Annotated in this window: 24 protein-coding genes and 1 tRNA gene; 2 read left to right on the top strand and 23 right to left on the bottom strand. The window is 25.7% G+C overall.

The features are described 5' to 3' along the window. Nucleotides 1-7: 7 nt before the first annotated feature. From rpsC to fkpA, 16 genes are all read right to left on the bottom strand, one after another. A complete protein-coding gene (gene rpsC / locus AB4W67_RS02550) occupies nt 8-712 on the bottom strand; it encodes a 30S ribosomal protein S3 (RefSeq protein ID WP_367682469.1) in 705 nt (234 codons plus the stop codon). An 18-nt stretch (nt 713-730) separates the two neighbouring features. Beyond that, nucleotides 731-1,063 carry a 50S ribosomal protein L22 gene (gene rplV / locus AB4W67_RS02555; protein WP_367682470.1) on the bottom strand — a complete coding sequence of 111 codons (333 nt, stop codon included), beginning with the start codon at nt 1,061-1,063 and terminating at the stop codon, nt 731-733. A 16-nt stretch (nt 1,064-1,079) separates the two neighbouring features. Next, nucleotides 1,080-1,358 carry a 30S ribosomal protein S19 gene (gene rpsS, locus AB4W67_RS02560; protein ID WP_367682471.1) on the bottom strand — a complete coding sequence of 93 codons (279 nt, stop codon included), beginning with the start codon at nt 1,356-1,358 and terminating at the stop codon, nt 1,080-1,082. Between the two features lie 17 nt (nt 1,359-1,375). Beyond that, nucleotides 1,376-2,197, bottom strand: a complete 822-nt coding sequence (gene rplB, locus AB4W67_RS02565; protein WP_367682472.1) for a 50S ribosomal protein L2 — start codon at nt 2,195-2,197, stop codon at nt 1,376-1,378. 19 nt (nt 2,198-2,216) lie between these two features. Beyond that, entirely contained in the window at nt 2,217-2,519 is a 303-nt protein-coding gene (gene rplW / locus AB4W67_RS02570; protein WP_367682473.1) for a 50S ribosomal protein L23, read from the bottom strand. After that, nucleotides 2,516-3,121, bottom strand: coding sequence for a 50S ribosomal protein L4 (gene rplD / locus AB4W67_RS02575; RefSeq protein WP_367682474.1), 606 nt, complete (start codon nt 3,119-3,121; stop codon nt 2,516-2,518). Before rplD ends, rplW begins: the two co-directional genes overlap by 4 nt. 17 nt (nt 3,122-3,138) lie before the next feature. Beyond that, nucleotides 3,139-3,768: a 50S ribosomal protein L3 gene (rplC, locus tag AB4W67_RS02580; RefSeq protein WP_367682807.1), complete on the bottom strand. Its 630-nt coding sequence runs from the start codon at nt 3,766-3,768 to the stop codon at nt 3,139-3,141. A gap of 32 nt (nt 3,769-3,800) precedes the next feature. Then, nucleotides 3,801-4,112 (bottom strand): 30S ribosomal protein S10, encoded by a 312-nt coding sequence (rpsJ, locus tag AB4W67_RS02585; RefSeq protein WP_053940444.1) that lies wholly within the window; start codon nt 4,110-4,112, stop codon nt 3,801-3,803. A gap of 258 nt (nt 4,113-4,370) precedes the next feature. Continuing rightward, nucleotides 4,371-5,555: an elongation factor Tu gene (tuf, locus tag AB4W67_RS02590; RefSeq protein WP_367682475.1), complete on the bottom strand. Its 1,185-nt coding sequence runs from the start codon at nt 5,553-5,555 to the stop codon at nt 4,371-4,373. Between the two features lie 67 nt (nt 5,556-5,622). Further along, nucleotides 5,623-7,731: an elongation factor G gene (gene fusA, locus AB4W67_RS02595; RefSeq protein WP_367682476.1), complete on the bottom strand. Its 2,109-nt coding sequence runs from the start codon at nt 7,729-7,731 to the stop codon at nt 5,623-5,625. Nucleotides 7,732-7,822: 91 nt separating this feature from the next. After that, nucleotides 7,823-8,293: a 30S ribosomal protein S7 gene (gene rpsG, locus AB4W67_RS02600; protein ID WP_367682477.1), complete on the bottom strand. Its 471-nt coding sequence runs from the start codon at nt 8,291-8,293 to the stop codon at nt 7,823-7,825. A gap of 28 nt (nt 8,294-8,321) precedes the next feature. Further along, nucleotides 8,322-8,696 (bottom strand): 30S ribosomal protein S12, encoded by a 375-nt coding sequence (gene rpsL / locus AB4W67_RS02605; protein ID WP_367682478.1) that lies wholly within the window; start codon nt 8,694-8,696, stop codon nt 8,322-8,324. A 112-nt stretch (nt 8,697-8,808) separates the two neighbouring features. Continuing rightward, nucleotides 8,809-9,096: a sulfurtransferase complex subunit TusB gene (tusB, locus tag AB4W67_RS02610; protein ID WP_367682479.1), complete on the bottom strand. Its 288-nt coding sequence runs from the start codon at nt 9,094-9,096 to the stop codon at nt 8,809-8,811. 11 nt (nt 9,097-9,107) lie between these two features. Continuing rightward, on the bottom strand, nt 9,108-9,467 hold the full coding sequence (tusC, locus tag AB4W67_RS02615; RefSeq protein WP_367682480.1) for a sulfurtransferase complex subunit TusC: 360 nt from the start codon (nt 9,465-9,467) through the stop codon (nt 9,108-9,110). Between the two features lie 8 nt (nt 9,468-9,475). Then, entirely contained in the window at nt 9,476-9,859 is a 384-nt protein-coding gene (gene tusD / locus AB4W67_RS02620) for a sulfurtransferase complex subunit TusD (protein ID WP_367682808.1), read from the bottom strand. A gap of 7 nt (nt 9,860-9,866) precedes the next feature. After that, complete coding sequence (gene fkpA / locus AB4W67_RS02625; RefSeq protein WP_367682481.1) at nt 9,867-10,625, bottom strand: FKBP-type peptidyl-prolyl cis-trans isomerase; 759 nt, start codon at nt 10,623-10,625, stop codon at nt 9,867-9,869. A gap of 617 nt (nt 10,626-11,242) precedes the next feature. On the opposite strand from fkpA, the gene tsgA reads away from it, so the two are divergent. Beyond that, nucleotides 11,243-12,403: an MFS transporter TsgA gene (gene tsgA / locus AB4W67_RS02630; RefSeq protein ID WP_367682482.1), complete on the top strand. Its 1,161-nt coding sequence runs from the start codon at nt 11,243-11,245 to the stop codon at nt 12,401-12,403. 113 nt (nt 12,404-12,516) lie between these two features. Here tsgA and trpS read toward each other — a convergent pair whose 3' ends face one another. The 4 genes from trpS to aroK all read right to left on the bottom strand — a co-directional run bounded on the left by trpS (nt 12,517) and on the right by aroK (nt 16,073). After that, entirely contained in the window at nt 12,517-13,521 is a 1,005-nt protein-coding gene (gene trpS / locus AB4W67_RS02635) for a tryptophan--tRNA ligase (protein WP_367682483.1), read from the bottom strand. A gap of 23 nt (nt 13,522-13,544) precedes the next feature. After that, nucleotides 13,545-14,231 carry a ribulose-phosphate 3-epimerase gene (gene rpe / locus AB4W67_RS02640; protein ID WP_367682484.1) on the bottom strand — a complete coding sequence of 229 codons (687 nt, stop codon included), beginning with the start codon at nt 14,229-14,231 and terminating at the stop codon, nt 13,545-13,547. Nucleotides 14,232-14,432: 201 nt separating this feature from the next. Continuing rightward, nucleotides 14,433-15,515 (bottom strand): 3-dehydroquinate synthase, encoded by a 1,083-nt coding sequence (gene aroB, locus AB4W67_RS02645; RefSeq protein WP_367682485.1) that lies wholly within the window; start codon nt 15,513-15,515, stop codon nt 14,433-14,435. 36 nt (nt 15,516-15,551) lie between these two features. Beyond that, on the bottom strand, nt 15,552-16,073 hold the full coding sequence (gene aroK / locus AB4W67_RS02650) for a shikimate kinase AroK (protein ID WP_367682486.1): 522 nt from the start codon (nt 16,071-16,073) through the stop codon (nt 15,552-15,554). 419 nt (nt 16,074-16,492) lie between these two features. Here aroK and AB4W67_RS02655 point away from each other — a divergent pair. Further along, nucleotides 16,493-16,577, top strand: a tRNA-Ser gene (locus tag AB4W67_RS02655). Between the two features lie 7 nt (nt 16,578-16,584). Here the strand turns inward: AB4W67_RS02655 and deoD are convergent. Genes deoD through AB4W67_RS02670 form a run of 3 tightly spaced genes read right to left on the bottom strand, consistent with a single transcriptional unit; the run spans nt 16,585 to nt 20,183 of the window. Further along, nucleotides 16,585-17,292 carry a purine-nucleoside phosphorylase gene (gene deoD / locus AB4W67_RS02660; RefSeq protein WP_367682487.1) on the bottom strand — a complete coding sequence of 236 codons (708 nt, stop codon included), beginning with the start codon at nt 17,290-17,292 and terminating at the stop codon, nt 16,585-16,587. A 36-nt stretch (nt 17,293-17,328) separates the two neighbouring features. Next, nucleotides 17,329-18,561: a phosphopentomutase gene (locus AB4W67_RS02665; RefSeq protein ID WP_367682488.1), complete on the bottom strand. Its 1,233-nt coding sequence runs from the start codon at nt 18,559-18,561 to the stop codon at nt 17,329-17,331. A 35-nt stretch (nt 18,562-18,596) separates the two neighbouring features. Continuing rightward, nucleotides 18,597-20,183, bottom strand: coding sequence for a peptide chain release factor 3 (locus tag AB4W67_RS02670; RefSeq protein ID WP_367682489.1), 1,587 nt, complete (start codon nt 20,181-20,183; stop codon nt 18,597-18,599). Nucleotides 20,184-20,394 lie beyond the last annotated feature (211 nt).

Consider the following 20,394-nt stretch of genomic DNA (forward strand, 5'->3'; position numbering starts at 1 on the left):
AATTCTCCTATTTTCGATTTTTGCGATGCTGCTTCTTTGGTTGAATAGAAGATTTTTTTTCTAATTGTTCAATAGCTGGCATCCCACCTAATATTTCACCTTTAAAAATCCAAACTTTAACTCCTATTACACCATAAGTTGTATGAGCTTCTGAAACACTATAATCAATATTTGCACGAAGCGTATGCAATGGTACTCTACCTTCTCTATACCATTCTCTACGAGCAATTTCTGCACCACCTAATCTACCACTTACTTCGATTTTAATACCTTTAGCACCTTGTCTCATAGCATTTTGAACAGATCTTTTCATAGCTCTTCTGAACATTACTCTTCGTTCTAATTGAGAAGTAATGCTTTCTGAGACAAGTTTTGCATCTAATTCTGGTCTTCGAATTTCAGAAATATTAATTTGAGCTGGAACACCAGTTATTTTAGAAATAATCATCCTTAATTTTTCTACATCTTCTCCTTTTTTTCCTATAACAATACCTGGTCTAGCTGTATAAATAGTAACTCGAATACTTTTTGCAGGTCTTTCAATAGTAATACGTGATACTGAAGCTTTTATTAATTCTTTCATTAAAAACTTACGAACTCTATAATCGCTATCTAAATTATCTGCAAATTCTTTAGTATTTGAAAACCATACAGAATTCCATTTTTTTATTATTCCTAATCGCATACCATTGGGATGGACTTTTTGACCCATTATTTATTCTCCAAAATATTAACAATCAGAAACAATGATAGTAATATGACTAGTACGTTTTAGAATACGATCTGCTCTTCCTTTAGCACGTGGCATCATTCTTTTCATTGTTGATCCTTCGTCAATAAATATTTTTTTTATTTTTAATTGATCTATATCAATACCATTGTTATGTTCTGCATTTGCCATAGCTGATTCTAATACTTTTTTAACTAAAATTGATGCTTTTTTGTTATTAAATTTTAATATATTTAATGCTTTTGATACTTTTTTACCACGAATTAAATTTGCTATTAAACGAACTTTTTGAGCAGAAGAACGGGCTTTTCGATATCGAGCTAAAATTTCCATGAATGCCTCTTATTTTCTAACGTTTTTTCACTTTTTTATCTGCAGTATGTCCTCTATAAGTACGTGTTAAAGAAAATTCGCCTAGTTTATGCCCAACCATTTCTTCAGTAATAAAAATTGGAATATGCTGGCGTCCATTATGTACAGATATTGTTAAACCAACCATATTTGGAAAAATTGTTGAACGTCTAGACCAAGTTTTTAGAGGTTTTTTATCATTTAATTTAACTGCTTTCTCTACTTTTTTAAATAAACTAAGATCAATAAAAGGACCTTTTTTTAAAGAACGTGGCATAAAATACACCTATAAAGTTATTTATGACGATGACGTAAAATAAATTTTTCAGTACGTTTATTTTTTCGAGTCTTTTTACCTTTAGTTTGAATACCCCAGGGAGTTACTGGATGTTTACCAAAATTCCTACCCTCACCACCACCATGAGGATGGTCAACTGGATTCATAGCTGTACCTCGAACAGTAGGACGAATTCCAATCCAACGAGAAGCACCAGCTTTTCCTAAAACTTTTAACATATGCTCAGAATTACCTACCTCTCCAATTGTCCCACGACAATTAGATTCAGTTCTTCTCATTTCACCAGATCTTAATCTTAAAGTTGCATAATTTTTATCACATGCAACTAATTGTACATAGTTACCTGCTGAACGAGCAATTTGACCTCCTTTACCTGGTTTTATTTCTACATTGTGAATAAATGAACCAACAGGAATATTTTTAATTGGCAAAGTGTTTCCTATTTGAATAGGAACATGCAGTCCTGATTTTATAGTATCCCCGACCTTTAAGCCTTTAGGTGCTAAAATATAGCTTCTTTTACCATCTTTGTATAATATTAAAGCAATATGAGAAGAACGATTAGGATCGTATTCAAATCTCTCTACAACTGCATCTATATTATCTTTATTTCTCTTAAAATCTATAATACGATATGCTCTTTTATGACCTCCTCCAATATGACGAGTAGTAATTCTTCCGTTATTATTCCGTCCACCAGTTTTACTTTTTTTCATAATAAGAGAAGAGTTTGGTTTGCCCTTGTACAACGTCTTATTGACAACTTTAATAACATGACGTCGACCAGGAGATGTTGGCTTACATTTTATAATTGCCATTATTATTTCCTCTAACTACTTACTCTACACTACCTATGAAATCTAAACTTTGACCTTTTTTTACTTTAATATAAGCTTTTTTCCAATCATTTTTAAAAATAATACGATTAGAATGACGTTTCTTTTTGCCTTTTACATATATTGTTTTAATACTTTCTACTTCTATATTAAATAATTTTTGCATTGCATATTTAATTTCACCTTTAGTAGAATTCTTTAAAACCTTTATGATAACAGTGTTAAATTTTTCTGTTAATATAGAAGACTTTTCAGAAATATGTGGAGCAAGTAATATTTTGAAAACACGCTCTTCAGAAATCATGAAAGTATTTCCTCAATTTTTTTTAAAGCAACAACAGTAATTAGAACATTTTCAAAAGCAATTAAACTAACTGGATCTATGGAAGAAACATCTTTTACATCAACTAAATGTAAATTTCTAGAAGCAAGAAACAAATTATTATCTAATTTTTCAGTAATAATAAAAACATTATTTATATTTATTTCTTTCAACTTTTCTACTAATAACTTAGTTTTAGGTGCACTTAATGAAAAATCTTTAAAAATAATTAATCTTTTTTGTCTTATTAATTCAGAAAAAATACTTTTTAAAGCACCTCGATACATTTTTTTATTAACTTTTTGAGAATATTTTTTAGGTTTCTCAGCAAATGTTACTCCTCCAGATCGCCAAATTGGACTTCTAAAAGAACCTGCTCGAGCACGTCCTGTTCCTTTTTGACGCCATGGTTTTCTACCTGAACCAGAAACATCAGCACGACTTTTTTGTGCTTTTGTACCTTGACGAGCGGATGCTGAATAAGCAACAACCACTTGATGTATTAGAGCTTCATTAAAATCTCGAGAAAAAATGATTTCAGAAACACTAAGAGAGTTTTGCACGTCTTTGACTACTAGTTCCATGCTTAATTCCTTATTTCTCAAATCTTAATAGCTGGTTTAACAATCAAATTACTACCTCTAGATCCTGGAACTGAACCTTTAACTAAAAGTAAATTACGCTTATTATCAATACGCATGATATTTAAATTTTGAATTGTAATACGTTTATTTCCTAATTGACCTGCCATTTTTTTACCTTTAAAAACTCTACCAGGAGTTTGATTTTGACCAATAGATCCTGGAGCTCTATGAGATAAAGAGTTCCCATGCGTAGCATCTTGAGTACGAAAATTCCAACGTTTAACAGTACCAGAAAAACCCTTTCCTTTAGAAATACCTGTAATATCTACTTTCTTAATATTATTAAAAATATTAATTTCAATATTTTGACCTAATTGAAAATTTTTATTTTTATCTATTTTAAATTCCCATAAACCATAACCAGGTACTACACCTGCTTTTAAAAAATGACCAGCTTGTGGTTTTTTAAGTTTATTTAATTTTTTTATACCTGTTGTAATTTGAATAGCATAATATCCATCAGTTTGTATATTTTTTATTTGTGTAATTCTATTCTCTTTAAATTCAATTATAGTAATAGGAATTGAACTTCCTTCCTTAGTAAAAATACGAGTCATACCAAGTTTTTTACCAATTAAACCCATCATGTTTAAAAACCTTATCATATATATCTATGTAATTAACCTAAGCTAATTTGAACATCGACACCAGCAGCAAGATCTAATCGCATTAATGCATCAACAGTTTTTTCAGTTGGTTCTACTATATCAATCAAACGCTTATGCGTGCGAATTTCATATTGATCACGTGCATCTTTATTAACATGTGGAGAGATTAAAATAGTAAACCGTTCTTTACGAGTAGGAAGTGGAATAGGACCACGTACTTGTGCGCCAGTTCTTTTAGCTGTTTCAACAATTTCTGTAGTAGATTGATCAATTAATCTATGATCAAATGCTTTTAAACGAATACGAATTCTTTGGTTCTGCATTATACCAGAACTCCAATTTTATTAAAAAATAAAAAATTTATCTTCTCTCTAATTAGAGATTAGATGCAATTTATGAAAAATTTATATAACTCCTATATTAGGAGTATTTTAAGATCATTTTTTTAATTTTATAAAATTTTTTTTACTAAAATAAATCAACCTAAAGTATATAATTAATATTACCAAGAAAAGAGCATTGTATACTCTTTTCTTAATAAATTCAACTTAGTGTAGTATAAATTATAAAATGATAAAAAATTAAACTAACACTTTAGATACTACACCTGCTCCAACAGTACGACCACCTTCACGTATAGCAAATCGTAATCCATCTGCCATAGCAATAGGATGAATTAAAGTAACTTTCATTTTTATATTGTCTCCTGGCATAACCATTTCTACATCTTTAGGTAATTCAATAGAACCTGTAACATCAGTAGTTCTAAAATAAAATTGAGGACGATATCCTTTAAAAAATGGAGTATGTCTACCACCTTCTTCTTTAGATAAAACATATACTTCAGACTCAAAAGTAGTATGTGGATGAATACTACCTGGTTTTGCTAAAACTTGACCTCTTTCAATTTCATCACGTTTAGTACCACGAAGTAAAACACCTACATTTTCACCAGCTCGACCTTCATCTAATAATTTTCTAAACATTTCTACACCAGTACAAGTAGTTTTAGTTGTTTTCTTAATCCCAACAATTTCAACTTCTTCACCAACTTTAACAATTCCTTTTTCAACTCTACCAGTAACTACTGTTCCTCTTCCTGAAATAGAAAAAACATCTTCTATAGGTAATAAAAATGGTTGATCAATTGCTCTTTTTGGTTCAGGAATATAACTATCTAAAAAATTAGATAAATCTAATATTTTAGATTCCCATATAGGATCTCCTTCCAATGCTTTTAATGCGGATCCACGAATAATTGGGGTTTCATCACCAGGAAAATCATATTGAGTTAATAAATCACGAACTTCCATTTCTACTAATTCTAACAGTTCTTCATCATCCACCATATCACATTTATTTAAAAAAACAATAATGTAAGGAACACCTACTTGTCTACCAAGTAAAATATGTTCACGTGTTTGAGGCATTGGTCCATCAGTAGCTGCTACTACTAAAATCGCTCCATCCATTTGAGCTGCACCAGTAATCATATTTTTAATATAATCTGCATGTCCAGGACAATCAACATGTGCATAATGTCTTGTTTCAGTATCATATTCTACATGAGAAGTATTAATTGTAATACCTCTTGCTTTTTCTTCAGGAGCATTATCTATTTGATCAAAAGCACGAGCTGATCCCCCATATTTTTTTGAAAGGACTGTTGTAATTGCTGCGGTTAATGTGGTTTTTCCGTGGTCTACATGACCAATAGTTCCTACATTGATATGAGGTTTTAACCGCTGAAATTTTTCTTTAGACATTATTTTATTCCATATATTTTAATAATTAAAAATGTTTAAAAAATATTTAAAAAATATATTTTAAAAATTATTTATTTTTTTTTTCAATAATTAGATTAGATACACTAGATGGTGCTTCTATATATTTTAAAAACTCCATAGAATAAGAAGCTCTTCCTTGAGTTTGAGAACGTAAATCAGTAGCATATCCAAACATTTCAGACAAAGGAACACAAGCATTAATAACTTTTCCAACAGATAAATCTTTCATACCTTCAATTATACCTCGTCGACGATTTAAATCACCGATAACATCACCCATATAATCATCTGGAGTTTCAACTTCAACTTTCATAATAGGTTCTAATAAGATAGGTCGAGCTTTTTTAAAACCATTTTTAAACGCTATAGAAGCAGCAAGTTTAAATGCTAATTCTGAAGAATCTACATCATGATAAGATCCAAAATAAAGACGAACACCTATATCTACAACTGGATATCCAGCTAATGGACCGTATCTTAATTGTTCTTGAATACCTTTATCAATTGCAGATATATATTCATTTGGTATAACACCGCCTTTGATATCATTAATAAAAGAATACCCAGGACCTCCTGGTTCTAAAGGAAATAACTCAATAACAACATGCCCATACTGTCCTCTCCCTCCAGATTGTTTAATATGTTTTCCTTCAATATCACTTACTTTATTTAAAATAGTCTCACGATATGCAACCTGAGGTTTTCCAATATTTGCTTCAATACTAAATTCTCGTCTCATGCGATCAACTATAATTTCTAAATGCAACTCACCCATACCAGAAATAATTGTTTGATTAGATTCTTGATCAGTATGAACTCTAAAAGAAGGATCTTCTTTAGCTAATCTACTCAATGCTAAACTCATTTTTTCTTGATCAGCTTTTGTTTTAGGTTCTAAAGAAATTGATATTACTGGCTCTGGAAATTCCATACGTTCTAATATAATAGGTTCATTTAAATCACATAACGTATCCCCGGTAGTTACATCCTTTAAACCAATTGCAGCTGCAATATCACCTGCATATACTGCTTTAATTTCTTCCCTTTTATTAGCATGCATCTGAACGATTCTACCAATTCTCTCACGTTGAGATTTAATAGAATTAAATACAGTATCTCCTGATTGAACTATCCCCGAATAAACTCGAAAAAATGTTAAATTTCCTACAAATGGATCACTTGCAATTTTAAATGCTAAAGCTGAAAACGGTGCATGATCATTAGAAGATCTAATGGCAGGAGTATTTTTATAATTATTTAAAATGCCTTTTACATCCTGAATATCATTAGGAGCAGGTAAATATTCAATTATTGCATCCAATAATGCTTGAACTCCCTTATTTTTAAAAGCAGATCCACAAGTAATAAGTGTAATTTCATTATTTAAAGAACGCTGACGTAATGCCGATTTTATTTCTTGTTCAGACAATTCAATACCATTTAAATATTTTTCCATAAGATCTTCATTAGATTCAACAGCGGATTCAATTAAATTTTGGCGCCATTTATTTGATATTTTTAACATATCTAATGGAATATCTTTATAAGTAAAAGTTATACCTTGATCTAAATCTTGCCACTCAATTGCTTTCATTTTAATTAAATCAATTACTCCTTTAAAACATTCCTCAGAACCAATTGCTAATTGCAATGGTACAGGATTCCCTCCTAAACGTGTTTTTATTTGTTGAACAACTTTTAAAAAATTTGCTCCCATACGATCCATTTTATTTATGAAAGCTAAACGAGGTACATTATATTTATTTGCTTGTCTCCAAACAGTTTCTGATTGAGGTTGAACACCTCCAACAGCACAATATACCATTACAGCACCATCTAAGACACGCATAGAACGTTCTACTTCTATAGTGAAATCCACATGTCCTGGGGTATCAATAATGTTAATTCTATGAGGTTTAAATTGTTTTCCCATTCCACTCCAAAAAGTAGTAGTAGCAGCAGATGTAATAGTAATACCCCTTTCCTGTTCCTGTTCCATCCAGTCCATTGTTGCTGCTCCATCATGTACTTCTCCAATTTTATGATTAATCCCAGTATAAAAAAGAATTCTTTCTGTAGTAGTAGTTTTTCCAGCATCTATATGTGCACTAATTCCAATGTTTCGATATTGAGAAATAGGTGTTGTACGAGACATAATAAATTTTTACTTTTAGTTTTTTGAAAGTTGTTATTATTAAATAAAATTAAAATATTTAATATATTATCAATTAAAAAAATTTAAAAAATTACCAACGATAATGAGCAAATGCTTTATTTGCTTCAGCCATACGATGCACTTCCTCTCTTTTTTTAACTGCAGCTCCTTTATTATCTATTGCATCATATAATTCATTTGATAAGCGTAATGACATGGATTTATCCGATCTTTTTCGTGCTGAATTTACAATCCATCTCATAGCTAATGCATTTCTACGAACTGGACGTACTTCAACAGGAACTTGATATGTGGAACCTCCTACTCGACGCGATTTAACTTCTATAGCAGGTCGAACATTTTCTAAAGCATTTTCAAATGCTTCTAACTCTTTTTTTTCTGTACGTTTAGATAAGTTTTTCAATGCAGTATAAACAATAACTTCAGCAATAGATTTTTTACCATCTACCATTAAAATATTAATAAATTTAGCTAATAATTCTGAAGAAAATTTTGGATCTGGTAAAATTTTTCGAGCAGTAATCACACGACGACGAGGCATAGATTATACTCCTTAATAATTTAAATAATTAAACTTTAGTTTTTTTTACACCATATTTAGAACGACTTTTTTTTCTATCCTTCACACCTGCGCAATCTAGAGCGCCTCTAACAACATGATATCGAACTCCAGGCAAATCTTTTACTCTACCTCCACGTATTAAAATAACAGAATGTTCTTGTAAATTATGACCTTCTCCTCCGATATATGCTGTTACTTCAAATCCATTAGTTAATCTAACACGGCATACTTTACGTAATGCAGAATTAGGTTTTTTAGGAGTAGTCGTATAAACTCTTGTACACACTCCTCTTTTTTGAGGACTATTTGATAATGCAGGTACATTAGTTTTAATTATTTTACGTACACGAGGTTTTCGAACCAATTGATTTACTGTGGACATATAAATTCCTATACAATTAATTTAATAATTAATTAAAAGATAAAAAATCGAGATTATATTATAATGTAGAATTTTCAGACTGGGAATATAAATCAAAGGAATTAAGTATAATTTACCAAATCATTTGTGTTTTATTTTTAAGTGTTAACGAAACAAAATGCATATAACTAATCAATGTAAAATCGCTAGATATATTATTTATAATACCACGAGCATAAACATCTTCTTTTATTAAATATAAATTTGCTGAAGTATAAAGAATTTTATCTAAAAAAAAACTATTATTTAAAGCAATTAAAACACCATCCTGTAAAGCCAAAAAATCATCTTTTTTTTTTAATATATTTAAAATTAAATGCATATTTGCTCGATAAGGTGATTGCATTAAAGTATGTAACATAAAAAAATACCTTAAAAATTAAGAATTACATCAAAATTTTCTAATTTTAAACGTAACAAATGAAAATTTAATATATCTACTTTTAATGTAAATTTAGTATTTAAATTTAATCCTCTTTCTACTAAAGATAATTTACAACAATAAAAATTTTTTATTTCATATAGAGATAATATAGAAAATAGATTAGTATAATTACGAGATAAAATCTTCTCTGTCTTATAATTTTTTAATAATTGAAAAACACCATCACCAATAAAAAATAAACTAATTTTATTTAATACACTAGAAGTACTTAAAACAGCATCTAATCCTTCTTTACCAAAAGTAGTTCCATGTGGTGCATGAGAAAAAATAAATGCAATTTTTTTCATAAAATAATTTAAAATTGTATTAAACGATCTGAAAGATTAATAGAATTACCTAGCTCTAATAATCCACTTAATTGAAAACAAGGAGATAAATTACCTTTTTTTAAAATATTAGATGTATTATCATCCTCCACTATACCTCTTCTTAAAGCAGCACTAGAACATACATATAATTGAACATTATATTTTTTATTTAAACTTCTCCAACCTTTAATTAAATCAAATTCATCAATAGGTGATTGACTAATGTAGTTAGCATTTAATACCCCATCAAAATAAAAAAATACACTGTTTAATATATGACCCATTGTAATTAGTGATTTAGAAAATAAAAAAGCTGTACTTGAGTTTTGTGTTCCATAAGCTGAACCTGTTACTAGAATTGTATAATTTATTTTTTTATTAATCATGTTTTACATTAATTAACTCTATATCAAAAATTAAAGTAGAATTTCCTGGAATTCCATTAAATCTATTTTTTCCATAACCTAAATGAGGAGGTATAACTAATATAATTTTACCACCTTTTTTTATATATTTTAATCCTTCTTGCCAACCTAAGATTACATCTTTTAATATAAATGTTATAGGTTTTCCTCGATTATATGAATTGTCAAACTCAACTCCATTTATTAAAGTTCCTTTATAATGAACAGTAATTTTTGAATCTTCTTTAATATTTTCACCTGATCCTAAATTTTTTATAATATACATCAAACCACTTTTAGTTTTATGTGCTCCTTTAATTTTAGAAAAATTTTGCATATATAAATGGCCTTGAATTAAATTTTCTTTTTCATTTTTTTTTATTTCAATTCTACTAGCACTTTTAATTTTTTTCTCTAATTTTTCAAGAATTGAAATAATTTCTTGATTTGATAATTTTAAACGATTTAAAAGTGCATCTTGAATTCCTGATAAAAGAGTATATTTATCTATTTGAATACCTAATTTTTTCTGTTTTTCAAATGATTGATTTACATAATTACCTAAAGAAACACCTAATGCATAACCTATTTTTTCTTGATCATTTTTGAATTTTATTTTATTTGATACATTAGATTTCATATAAAAAGGCGATTTTATTTCTGCATATGAAGTGATAGAAACAAAAAAAAATAAATATAATAATATAATTCTTTTAAATAAAAGAAAAATCATTTATTTCCCCAATTTATTTTGTATTTTATTTTTAAAATAAATAATATAATTTTTTATCTTAAAATTAAATATAAAAATTTTTTAACTATATACTTTTTATTAATAAGTTAATTGAAATATATTTATACTTAATAAAAAATTTAAAAAATAAAAAAATTAATTTAACTAATTTTTAATTTATCATAAAATAATTTATTTTTAAAAATAACACCTATATACTAAAACATTTTTTTTATTTTAAAATAAACTCTTCTACTAAAAAAATCGTTTTAAATTTTTTTATCAAAATAATACATTTTTACTCTCTTGAAAAAAAAGAAAAGATATTATTAAAATAAAATTATTAAAATTATTTTTTTATAATATATTGAAACAATATTAAATCTTTTAATAAATAAAAAAATTAAATTTATAGATTTAAAATATACATTATATTTAATTAAATTTAAACTTATTTTACTACAAAATTATAAGTAAATAAATTTTATATATAGTTTTAAAAAATTATTTTAGATTTTACACATCTTAATACAATCAAAACTATAATCAAAAATATATTACAAAAAAATTTAATAATTTTCACATCTTAAAAATTTTAAAATAAATAGGTAAAAAAAGTGAAAAATATTAACCAAATCGGACTTACATGGATTAGTTTTTTTTCATATGCTTTCACAGGTGCATTAATAGTTGTTACAGGAATGATTATGGGAGATATTGCAAATTATTTTAATTTATCTATATCTCGGATAAGTAACATATTTACTTTCTTAAATGCAGGAATTTTAATATCTATTTTACTTAATTCCTGGTTAATTAATATTATCTCTCTAAAAAAACAACTAATATTTGGATTTATACTTTCAATTATTTCTGTTTTAGGAATCATTCTTTCTAAAAATATATTATTATTTTCTATTAATATTTTTATATTAGGATTAGTTAGTGGAATTACAATGTCAATTGGTACTTTTATTATTACAGCATTGTATTCAGGATCAATAAGAGGATCAAAACTCTTAATCACAGATTCTTTTTTTAGTATGTCTGGAATGATATTTCCTGTTATTACAGCATATTTATTAGAAAATAAATTTATATGGTATTGGATATATTTATGTATAGATATAATTTATTTTTTTATTTTTATTTTATCAATTAATTTAAAATTTCCAGAATCAAATAAAATATTATATCATACTAGTATAATTAAAAAATGGAATGTAAATGTAATATTATTATCTATTTGTGCATTGTTATATATTTTAGGACAATTAAGTTTTATTTCATGGGTTCCTCAATACGCTACAGAAAATATGCATATTAATATAAAAAAAACAGGAAGATTAGTCAGTGATTTTTGGATGTCTTATATGATTGGCATGTGGTTCTTTAGCTTTATAATAAAATTTTTTAATTTAAAACATATATTTATTTTTTTATCTGGAATTTCTACTATACTTATGTATGTATATATACATAATTCAAACTATTTAATAATGAAATATACCATTATTAGCTTAGGATTTTTTTCTAGTGCTATTTATACAATTATTATAACATTAGCTTCATTACAGACAAAAAAACCATCTGCAAAACTAATTAACATTATTTTATTTTTTGGAACAATAGGAACATTACTAACATTTATTATAACGAGTCCTATTGTAGAAAAAAAAGGACTATATGAAACTCTTATGTGTGCAAATTTATTATATAGTATAGTATTTTTTCTATCTTTATTGATTATAAAAAGCTACAAAAATAAACTGGCTTAAAATATAACTATTTTCTAGAAAAATAAAAATTATATTTACTTATAAGAATTAATAGATAATAATAAATAAACTAGAATGTAACTATTTTCTGGTTTATTTATCTAAATATAAAATTAATTAATTCCTATAACAGAAAATACTTTTTTTAAAGTTTGTTCAGATCTTAATCGTGCTTCAAATGCCCCATTTGTAATAATTTTTTTTAAAAAATTCTCATCATTACGATATTTAATATAAGATTTTTGTAACTTAAATAAAAATTTAGATATATAATCAGCTACAATATTCTTAAATTCACCATAAAAAACACCATTTAATTCTTTTTCTAAAGTACTGATATCTTTATTAGTACAAGCAGAAAGAATTTCTAATAAATTTGAAATTCCAGATTTTTTAAAAATATCATAATATATTTTTGGAGGCATATCTGAATCTGTAATAGCATTTTTTATTTTAAAAAAAATAGAAGAAATATCATCCAATAAAAAAATAACATTATTTTTATTAATATCAGATTTAGACATCTTTTTTTTAGGATCTAATAAAGACATAATTTTCGAACCATTTTTATTGATAATAGGTTTAGGTATAGTAAAAATATCTGTATATAAAGAGTTAAAACGCTTAGCTATATTACATGTTAATTCTAAATGTTGCTTTTGATCACTTCCTATTGGAACAAAACTGGTTTGATATAATAAAATATCTGAAGCCATTAAAATAGGATAATTAAATAATCCAACATTGGTATATTGAATATAATTTTGATGTTTTTTAACTTTAAACTGATTCATACGAGACAATTCACCAAAATAACTAAAACAACTTAAAATCCAATTTAATTGACTATGTTGATAAACATGCGATTGAACAAAAATAATACTTTTATTAGGATCTACACCACATGCTAAATATAATGCTAAGGTATCTAGTACAGATTTTTTTATTTTTTTTTTATCTATTGTAGTTAAAGCATGTAAATCTGCAATACAATATAAACATTCATATTTATCTTGCATTTTAGGCCAATGACGTATAGTTCCAATATAATTACCAATAGTTAAATTACCAGAAGGTTGTACAGCGCTAAATAATATTGGTTTATTATTAGTAAACATAAATTAAGATTCCAAATAAAATATTAATAAAGAAATTTAGAGCTAGAAAGTTTTAATTTTCGACGAATATCTTTAATAATTTTATAATAATCTGAATGATCAAAAATCCCAGAACCAATAACAAATACGTTTGCTCCGTAAGAAGCTATTTCAGAAATATTTTCTAATTTAATACCTCCATCAACTTCTAATAAAATATCTAATGAATTCAATTTAATCCATTTTCTAACTTCACGTATTTTTTTAAATGTAGATGATAAAAATGATTGATTTCCAAAACCTGGATTAACTGACATTAATAAAATTAAATCTAATTTATCTATAATATAATCTAAAAAATTTAATGAAGTAGACGGATTAAATGCTAAACCTGCTTTACATCCATTATCTTTAATTAATTTTAACGTACGATCAATATGATTACTAGATTCTGGATGAAATGTAATAAAATCAGCTCCTGCTTTAGCAAATTTAGGAATTAAATCATCAACAGGTTTAGCCATTAAATGAACATCAATAGGTACATTAATATTATAATCTCGAAGAGACTTTAAAATCATTGGACCCATAGTTAAATTAGGAACATAATGATTATCCATTACATCAAAATGTATCCAATCACTACCTGCGTCAATAACTTTTTTTACATCTTCTCCTAAACGTGAAAAATCAGCAGATAAAATTGAAGAAGATAATAAAAAATTTTTCATATAAAATTTCCTATTTAATTTTTTGACATAAAAAATACTTTAAAACAAAAAAATATAAAAAATATATATAAAATAACTTAAATATTACATATTTTTTACAATATATAAATTTAAAAATATTGTAATAATATAAATATTAACTTATATATTATTGACTTATAATAAAATATTTTATCTTTTAAAAAAATCTATTTTAAAAACTTATTGAGCATCTTTAATAGCACTTAAAATAATATTTTTATCTATTCCAGAAAAAACTTTTGCTTTACCTATAGAAATAGGAAGTACTAATCTCATTTCTCCTGATATGACTTTTTTATCTCGCATCATATATGGTAAATATGAAACTGCAGACATATTTTTAGGTCCTTTAATAGGTAGTCCAACTTTTTTAAATAAATAAAGTATTCTATTATACTCTGATTTTTTTAAATAACCGAGTAATTCTGATGTTCTAGACGCCATAATCATACCGACTGATATTGCTTCACCATGCAACCAATTTCCATAACCAGAATGTGCTTCAATTGCATGTCCATATGTATGTCCAAAATTTAATAATGCTCTAAAATTTTTTTCTCGTTCATCAAGTGAAATTATTTTTGACTTTAATTCACAACATTTTTTTATACAAAAACATATAGCATCATTATCTAAGACTAAAATTTTTTCAATATTGCTTTCTAACCAATTAAAAAAAGATTCATCAAAAATAATAGCATATTTAATAATTTCAGATATTCCTGAAATTAATTCATTATAAGGTAATGTTTTTAAAAAATTAATATCTATAATAACTGAAGATGGTTGCCAAAAAGTGCCTATCATGTTTTTTCCTAAGACATGATTTACTCCAGTTTTACCACCAATAGAAGCATCTACTTGAGATAAAAGAGTAGTTGGAATTTGAATAAAAGGAACTCCTCTTTGATAAATAGATGCTGAAAAACCAGTTAAATCTCCAATTACACCACCACCTAACGCAATTAATGTAGTATCACGAGAATGTTTTTTTTCTAATAATGCAGAAATTATCATTTCTACTTCATTTAAAGTTTTAAATTGTTCGCCATCTGAAATAATTACTTGATCTATTTTAATACCTGATTTTCTTAAATTAAAAAATACTTTATCTTTTAAAAGATTAGCTAATGTTTTATTTGTAACTAACATAGCTTGATTTCCTGGATTTAAAGGATAAAAAATATTCTCTTTTTCAATAGTATCTGAACCAATACTAATAGGGTAACTACGTTTCCCTAAAACAACTTTTAACTGTTCCATAATGTTTTTACTCTAATATTATAATTTCAATAAATACTATAATTTTTCTAATAAACGAACTATATTATATGCAACAGATTTTGCACTTTGACTATCAGTATTTATTTTAAAATCAGCAATTTTTTCATATAATGGATTTCTTTCAATAGCTAAATTTTCTAATATAGTACGATGTGATATATTAGATTGTAATAAAGGTCGCTTTTTATCTCTTTTTGTACGTATCAATTGCTTTTCAATTGTTGTTTCTAAATATACAACAATACCTCGAGCAGATAGTATATTTCTATTTTCTTGATATTTAATTGATCCACCACCAGTAGCAAGAACAATACCTTGTTTTTTTGTAATTTCATTAATTACTTTTAGTTCTCTTTCTCGAAAACCATTTTCACCTTCAACATCAAAAACCCAGCTAATACTAGCACCAGTACGCTTTTCAATTTCTTGATCAGAATCAAAAAAATCCATATTTAGTTGTTGAGATAACTGACGCCCAATTGTACTTTTTCCAGCGCCCATAGGACCAATTAAAAAAATATTTCGTTTTTCTGCCATATTTTTATTATTAAATAATTTGTTAAAACAAATCATGCTTGCAATTTAAGCTAGCAAGAAATAAGCACCAAAAATAGAATAATTAAATTTAAATAATATTTCTTAATTGATAAAAAATATTTAATAATATTCTATATTAACGTATGTAAAGTATTCAAAAAAAATAAAATTATAATAATTTAAAATTTCATAAATTTATTCCTTATTTATTTTAAATTTTTTAAAAAATTTTTATATAAAAATTTTTATTAAATAAATTAGATAAAATATATTCTATCAGAGTAAAGATTTTTTTTTCTATATTATTTATATTATTTATGATTTTTATTACAAATATTTAAGATTCAATTTTTAACACTTGACGTTATTTAAATTTTAATATTAAATAGAAAATATTTTTAAATATTATTTAAAATAATGGTGAGATGTCCGAGAGGCTTAAGGAGCACGCCTGGAAAGCGTGTATATGGAAACGTATCAAGGGTTCGAATCCCTTTCTCACCAAAAAAAATTAAACTAATAAAGCAGTTTCCAAAGATAAAGTAATCATATCATTAAAACTAGATTCTCTATCTTTTGAAGAAATAAATTCTTTTTTAAAAATATGATCAGAAACTGTGCAAATAGATAATGCTTTCGCCTTAAATTCAGCAGCAACGGAATATATCCCAGCCGTTTCCATATCTATCCCAATAATATTATATTTATTTAAAATATTTAACATAGAGTCATCAGTATAAAATGAATCTGTAGTAAAAAAGTTACCAATATGAACTTTAATATTGTTTTTTTTTGCTGTTAAAAATGCATTATAAGTCATTTCAAAATCAGCAATAGCAGCATAATCATGAAAATTAAATCTTATTCTATTAAATTTAGAATCTGTAGATGCGCCTAAACTAATAACTATATCTCGTAATTTTATATCATGTCGTATAGCGCCACAAGTTCCTATTCGAATAATTTTTTTTACATTATAATAACTGATTAATTCTTTTACATAAAGAGCAGAAGATGGTATACCTATACCATGACTCATAACAGAAATTTTTTTATTTTTATAATATCCTGTATAAGCTAACATTAATCGTGTTTCATTAATTTTTTTAAAATCATCTAAATAATTTTTCGCAATATATTTTGCTCGAATAGGATCTCCAGGCATTAAAATAGTATCTGAAAAATCACCCTTTTTACTACTAATATGAAAAGTAGGCACGTATTTTTTCCTTATTTTAAAAAATATAATATTTTTTTATAACATATGTCTACCATATTTCATTTTAGATAATGAAAAATATTTTGCAATTGTTTGCCCTATATCAGAAAAAGTTTGTCTATGACCTAAAAAATTTCCTTTTTTTAAAGGAGAATAAATAAGAATAGGAACATTTTCCCTAGTATGATCTGTTCCTGACCATGTTGGATCGCATCCATGATCCGCAGTAATAATTAACAAATCTCTTTCTTTAACTAAATTTATCATATTAAATAATTGTGTATCAAAAAATTCTAAACCACAAGCATATCCAGAAACATCTCGACGATGCCCCCAAATAGAATCAAAATCTACAAAATTAGTAAACAATATAGTATTATTGTCAGCTAATTTCATTTGATTAATTGTTGTTTTACATAATTCCTTTAAACCATAGGATTTTATACTTTTACTAATACCTACACCTGCATAAATATCAGAAACTTTACCTATAGCTATTACTTTTCCTTTTTTTTCATGTATTAATTTTTCCATAACAGTAATAGAAGAAGGTTTTATCGATAAATCTATTCTATTACCTGTTCTTTGAAAATTAAATTTATTATCTCCAATAAAAGGTCGAGCAATAACACGTGCAACTTTATATTTATTTTTATCTAATAAATACCGAATAGTATTACATAATTGATATAAATTAGATAAACCAAATGTTAATTCATGACATGCTACTTGAAAAACAGAATCAGATGAAGTATATAAAATTGGCTTACCTGTTTTTATATGATCTTCACCAAATATAGAAATAATTTCTGTACCAGATGCATGACAATTTCCAAGAATACCAGGTAATTTACATATTTTTATTATTTCATTAATAAGAATATTAGGAAATGTATTGTTTGATTTTTTAAAATAATACCAATCATCTAAAATTGGGACACCTGCTATTTCCCAATGTCCAGAAGTTGTGTCTTTGCCTGAAGAAATTTCACTAGCAAAACCATAACTAGCAATAATATTAGATAAATTTTTTACTTGATGAAAACCCAATGGATATTTTCCTGTAGATGCTTTATATGATTCCATTATTCCTAATTTTATTAAATTAGGGATATTTAAAACACCTTTACGTCCTTTATTAGCTTTACCTAGAAAACAATTTTCAACTATATGTCCAAATGTATCAGATCCTAAATCATTAAATTTATAAGAATCAATACTAGATCCTATTCCAAGAGAATCTAACACCATTAAAAAAATACGTTTCATTATAAATACCTAAAAATAAACTAAAATATTTTATATTATTGTTCTCTTGTCTTATTAAAATTTATATTGGTATATCGAGACATTATAATATTTAAATTTGCTCTACTAGGAGATAAATATATTAAATTTTTAAAACTATCTAATGCTAAATTAGATTTATTTTGATCTAAGAATATAGAAATACTTTTTTTATTATTTGAATTGACCCATCTAGCAAACATAATATTAATTTTTTTATATGTTGCATCTATTTTATATTCAATTTTTAATCTTTGAATAACAACATCAAATTGCAATATTCCTATAGCACCTAAAATTAAATTATTATTATTAAAAGGATAAAAAACTTGTATTGCTCCTTCTTCTGAAAGTTGAGTTAATCCTTTTTTTAATTGTTTTTGCTTTAAAGGATTTTTTAAAAAAATTTGACGAAATATTTCTGGTGCAAAACTTGGAATTCCAGTAAAACTAATTTCTTCACCTTCTGTGAAAGAATCTCCAATTTTTATTGTTCCATGATTATGTATTCCTATTACATCACCAGGATATGCTTTTTCTATAGAAAATCTATCTCCTGCTAAAAAATAAAACGCATCAGAAATAATAATATTTTTTTTTATTCTTACATGTCTTAATTTCATTCCTTTAATATATGTACCAGATACAATTCTAATAAAAGCAATACGATCATGATGTTTTAAATCCATATTAGCTTGAATTTTAAATACAAAACCCGTAAAATATTTTTCTTCAGGTTTTATTATACGTTTATTAGTATTTCGAAAAGCAGGACAAGGCGCCCATTTTATTAAACTTTCTAATATATGATCAATACCAAAATTATGTAATGCACTACCAAAAAAAACAGGTGTTATCATATTTTTTAAAAATTCTTTTTTATTAAATTTTGGATATATATGTAAAATTAATTTTAATTCTTCAGAAATTTGAGAAGTTAAATCTAAACCAATATATTTTTTTAATATATTTCTATCAAAACAATTTAAAAAAATTTTTTTCGATTGATTTTTTATATCTTTATTATATAAATAAATTATTTTTTTATCTAAATGAAATACCCCTTTAAAACTACTTCCACAACTAATAGGCCATGTAATAGGAATACAAATTAATTTTAATTCTTTTTCAATTTGATCTAAAATTTCTATTGAATCTAGACTATTACGATCTAATTTATTAATAAATGTAATAATAGGAGTATTATGCATACGACTTACATGCATTAATTTTTTTGTTCTTTTTTCCACTCCTTTAGCGGCATCAATCACTAATAAACAACAATCTACTGCAGTAAGAATACGATATGTATCTTCTGAAAAGTCTTCATGACCAGGTGTATCTAATAAATTAATTAAAATATTTTTATACTGAAATTGCATAATAGACGTTGTAATCGAAATACCACGATCTTGTTCAATTTTCATCCAATCTGATTTAGCATATTTTCCACTTCCTCTAGCTTTTATAGTACCAGAAGAACGAAGAATTTTACCTAAAATCAACATTTTTTCTGTAATTGTTGTTTTACCTGCGTCAGGATGAGAAATAATAGCAAAAGTACGTCTTTTAGTTATTTCTGATTGATTATCTAAATTAGACATATATACTCTGTATTAAAAAATTATTTATTCTGATTTTAAGAATTAATATGAAATCTTTTAAATAAAAATTATTTATTGTATATTTTATAAAAGTTTTATATATAAAAAACTTAATACGTAAAAATTTAAATTGTTTATTTAAAATAAAAATAATATTTACTATTAAATTAAATATTATAAAATATACATTGTTCTAAAATTATTAAAATTT

The organism is Buchnera aphidicola (Protaphis terricola) (genome assembly GCF_964059145.1).
GTDB classification, from domain to species: Bacteria; Pseudomonadota; Gammaproteobacteria; order Enterobacterales; family Enterobacteriaceae; genus Buchnera; species Buchnera aphidicola_BP.

Excerpts from the sequence above, each read along its gene's own strand:
- rplC (WP_367682807.1), bottom strand. The coding sequence starts at position 3,768 with ATGATGGGTTTAATTGGTAAAAAACTTGGTATGACTCGTATTTTTACT.
- rpsG (WP_367682477.1), bottom strand. The coding sequence starts at position 8,293 with ATGCCTCGTCGTCGTGTGATTACTGCTCGAAAAATTTTACCAGATCCA.
- rplV (WP_367682470.1), bottom strand. The coding sequence starts at position 1,063 with ATGGAAATTTTAGCTCGATATCGAAAAGCCCGTTCTTCTGCTCAAAAA.
- fusA (WP_367682476.1), bottom strand. The coding sequence starts at position 7,731 with ATGTCTCGTACAACACCTATTTCTCAATATCGAAACATTGGAATTAGT.
- fkpA (WP_367682481.1), bottom strand. The coding sequence starts at position 10,625 with ATGATTTTTCTTTTATTTAAAAGAATTATATTATTATATTTATTTTTT.
- rplW (WP_367682473.1), bottom strand. The coding sequence starts at position 2,519 with ATGATTTCTGAAGAGCGTGTTTTCAAAATATTACTTGCTCCACATATT.
- rpsS (WP_367682471.1), bottom strand. The coding sequence starts at position 1,358 with ATGCCACGTTCTTTAAAAAAAGGTCCTTTTATTGATCTTAGTTTATTT.
- rpsJ (WP_053940444.1), bottom strand. The coding sequence starts at position 4,112 with ATGCAGAACCAAAGAATTCGTATTCGTTTAAAAGCATTTGATCATAGA.
- rpe (WP_367682484.1), bottom strand. The coding sequence starts at position 14,231 with ATGAAAAATTTTTTATTATCTTCTTCAATTTTATCTGCTGATTTTTCA.
- rplB (WP_367682472.1), bottom strand. The coding sequence starts at position 2,197 with ATGGCAATTATAAAATGTAAGCCAACATCTCCTGGTCGACGTCATGTT.
- rpsL (WP_367682478.1), bottom strand. The coding sequence starts at position 8,696 with ATGTCCACAGTAAATCAATTGGTTCGAAAACCTCGTGTACGTAAAATA.
- aroB (WP_367682485.1), bottom strand. The coding sequence starts at position 15,515 with ATGGAACAGTTAAAAGTTGTTTTAGGGAAACGTAGTTACCCTATTAGT.
- rplD (WP_367682474.1), bottom strand. The coding sequence starts at position 3,121 with ATGGAACTAGTAGTCAAAGACGTGCAAAACTCTCTTAGTGTTTCTGAA.
- tusB (WP_367682479.1), bottom strand. The coding sequence starts at position 9,096 with ATGTTACATACTTTAATGCAATCACCTTATCGAGCAAATATGCATTTA.
- tusC (WP_367682480.1), bottom strand. The coding sequence starts at position 9,467 with ATGAAAAAAATTGCATTTATTTTTTCTCATGCACCACATGGAACTACT.
- rpsC (WP_367682469.1), bottom strand. The coding sequence starts at position 712 with ATGGGTCAAAAAGTCCATCCCAATGGTATGCGATTAGGAATAATAAAA.
- AB4W67_RS02665 (WP_367682488.1), bottom strand. The coding sequence starts at position 18,561 with ATGAAACGTATTTTTTTAATGGTGTTAGATTCTCTTGGAATAGGATCT.
- tuf (WP_367682475.1), bottom strand. The coding sequence starts at position 5,555 with ATGTCTAAAGAAAAATTTCAGCGGTTAAAACCTCATATCAATGTAGGA.
- trpS (WP_367682483.1), bottom strand. The coding sequence starts at position 13,521 with ATGTTTACTAATAATAAACCAATATTATTTAGCGCTGTACAACCTTCT.
- aroK (WP_367682486.1), bottom strand. The coding sequence starts at position 16,073 with ATGGCAGAAAAACGAAATATTTTTTTAATTGGTCCTATGGGCGCTGGA.
- AB4W67_RS02670 (WP_367682489.1), bottom strand. The coding sequence starts at position 20,183 with ATGTCTAATTTAGATAATCAATCAGAAATAACTAAAAGACGTACTTTT.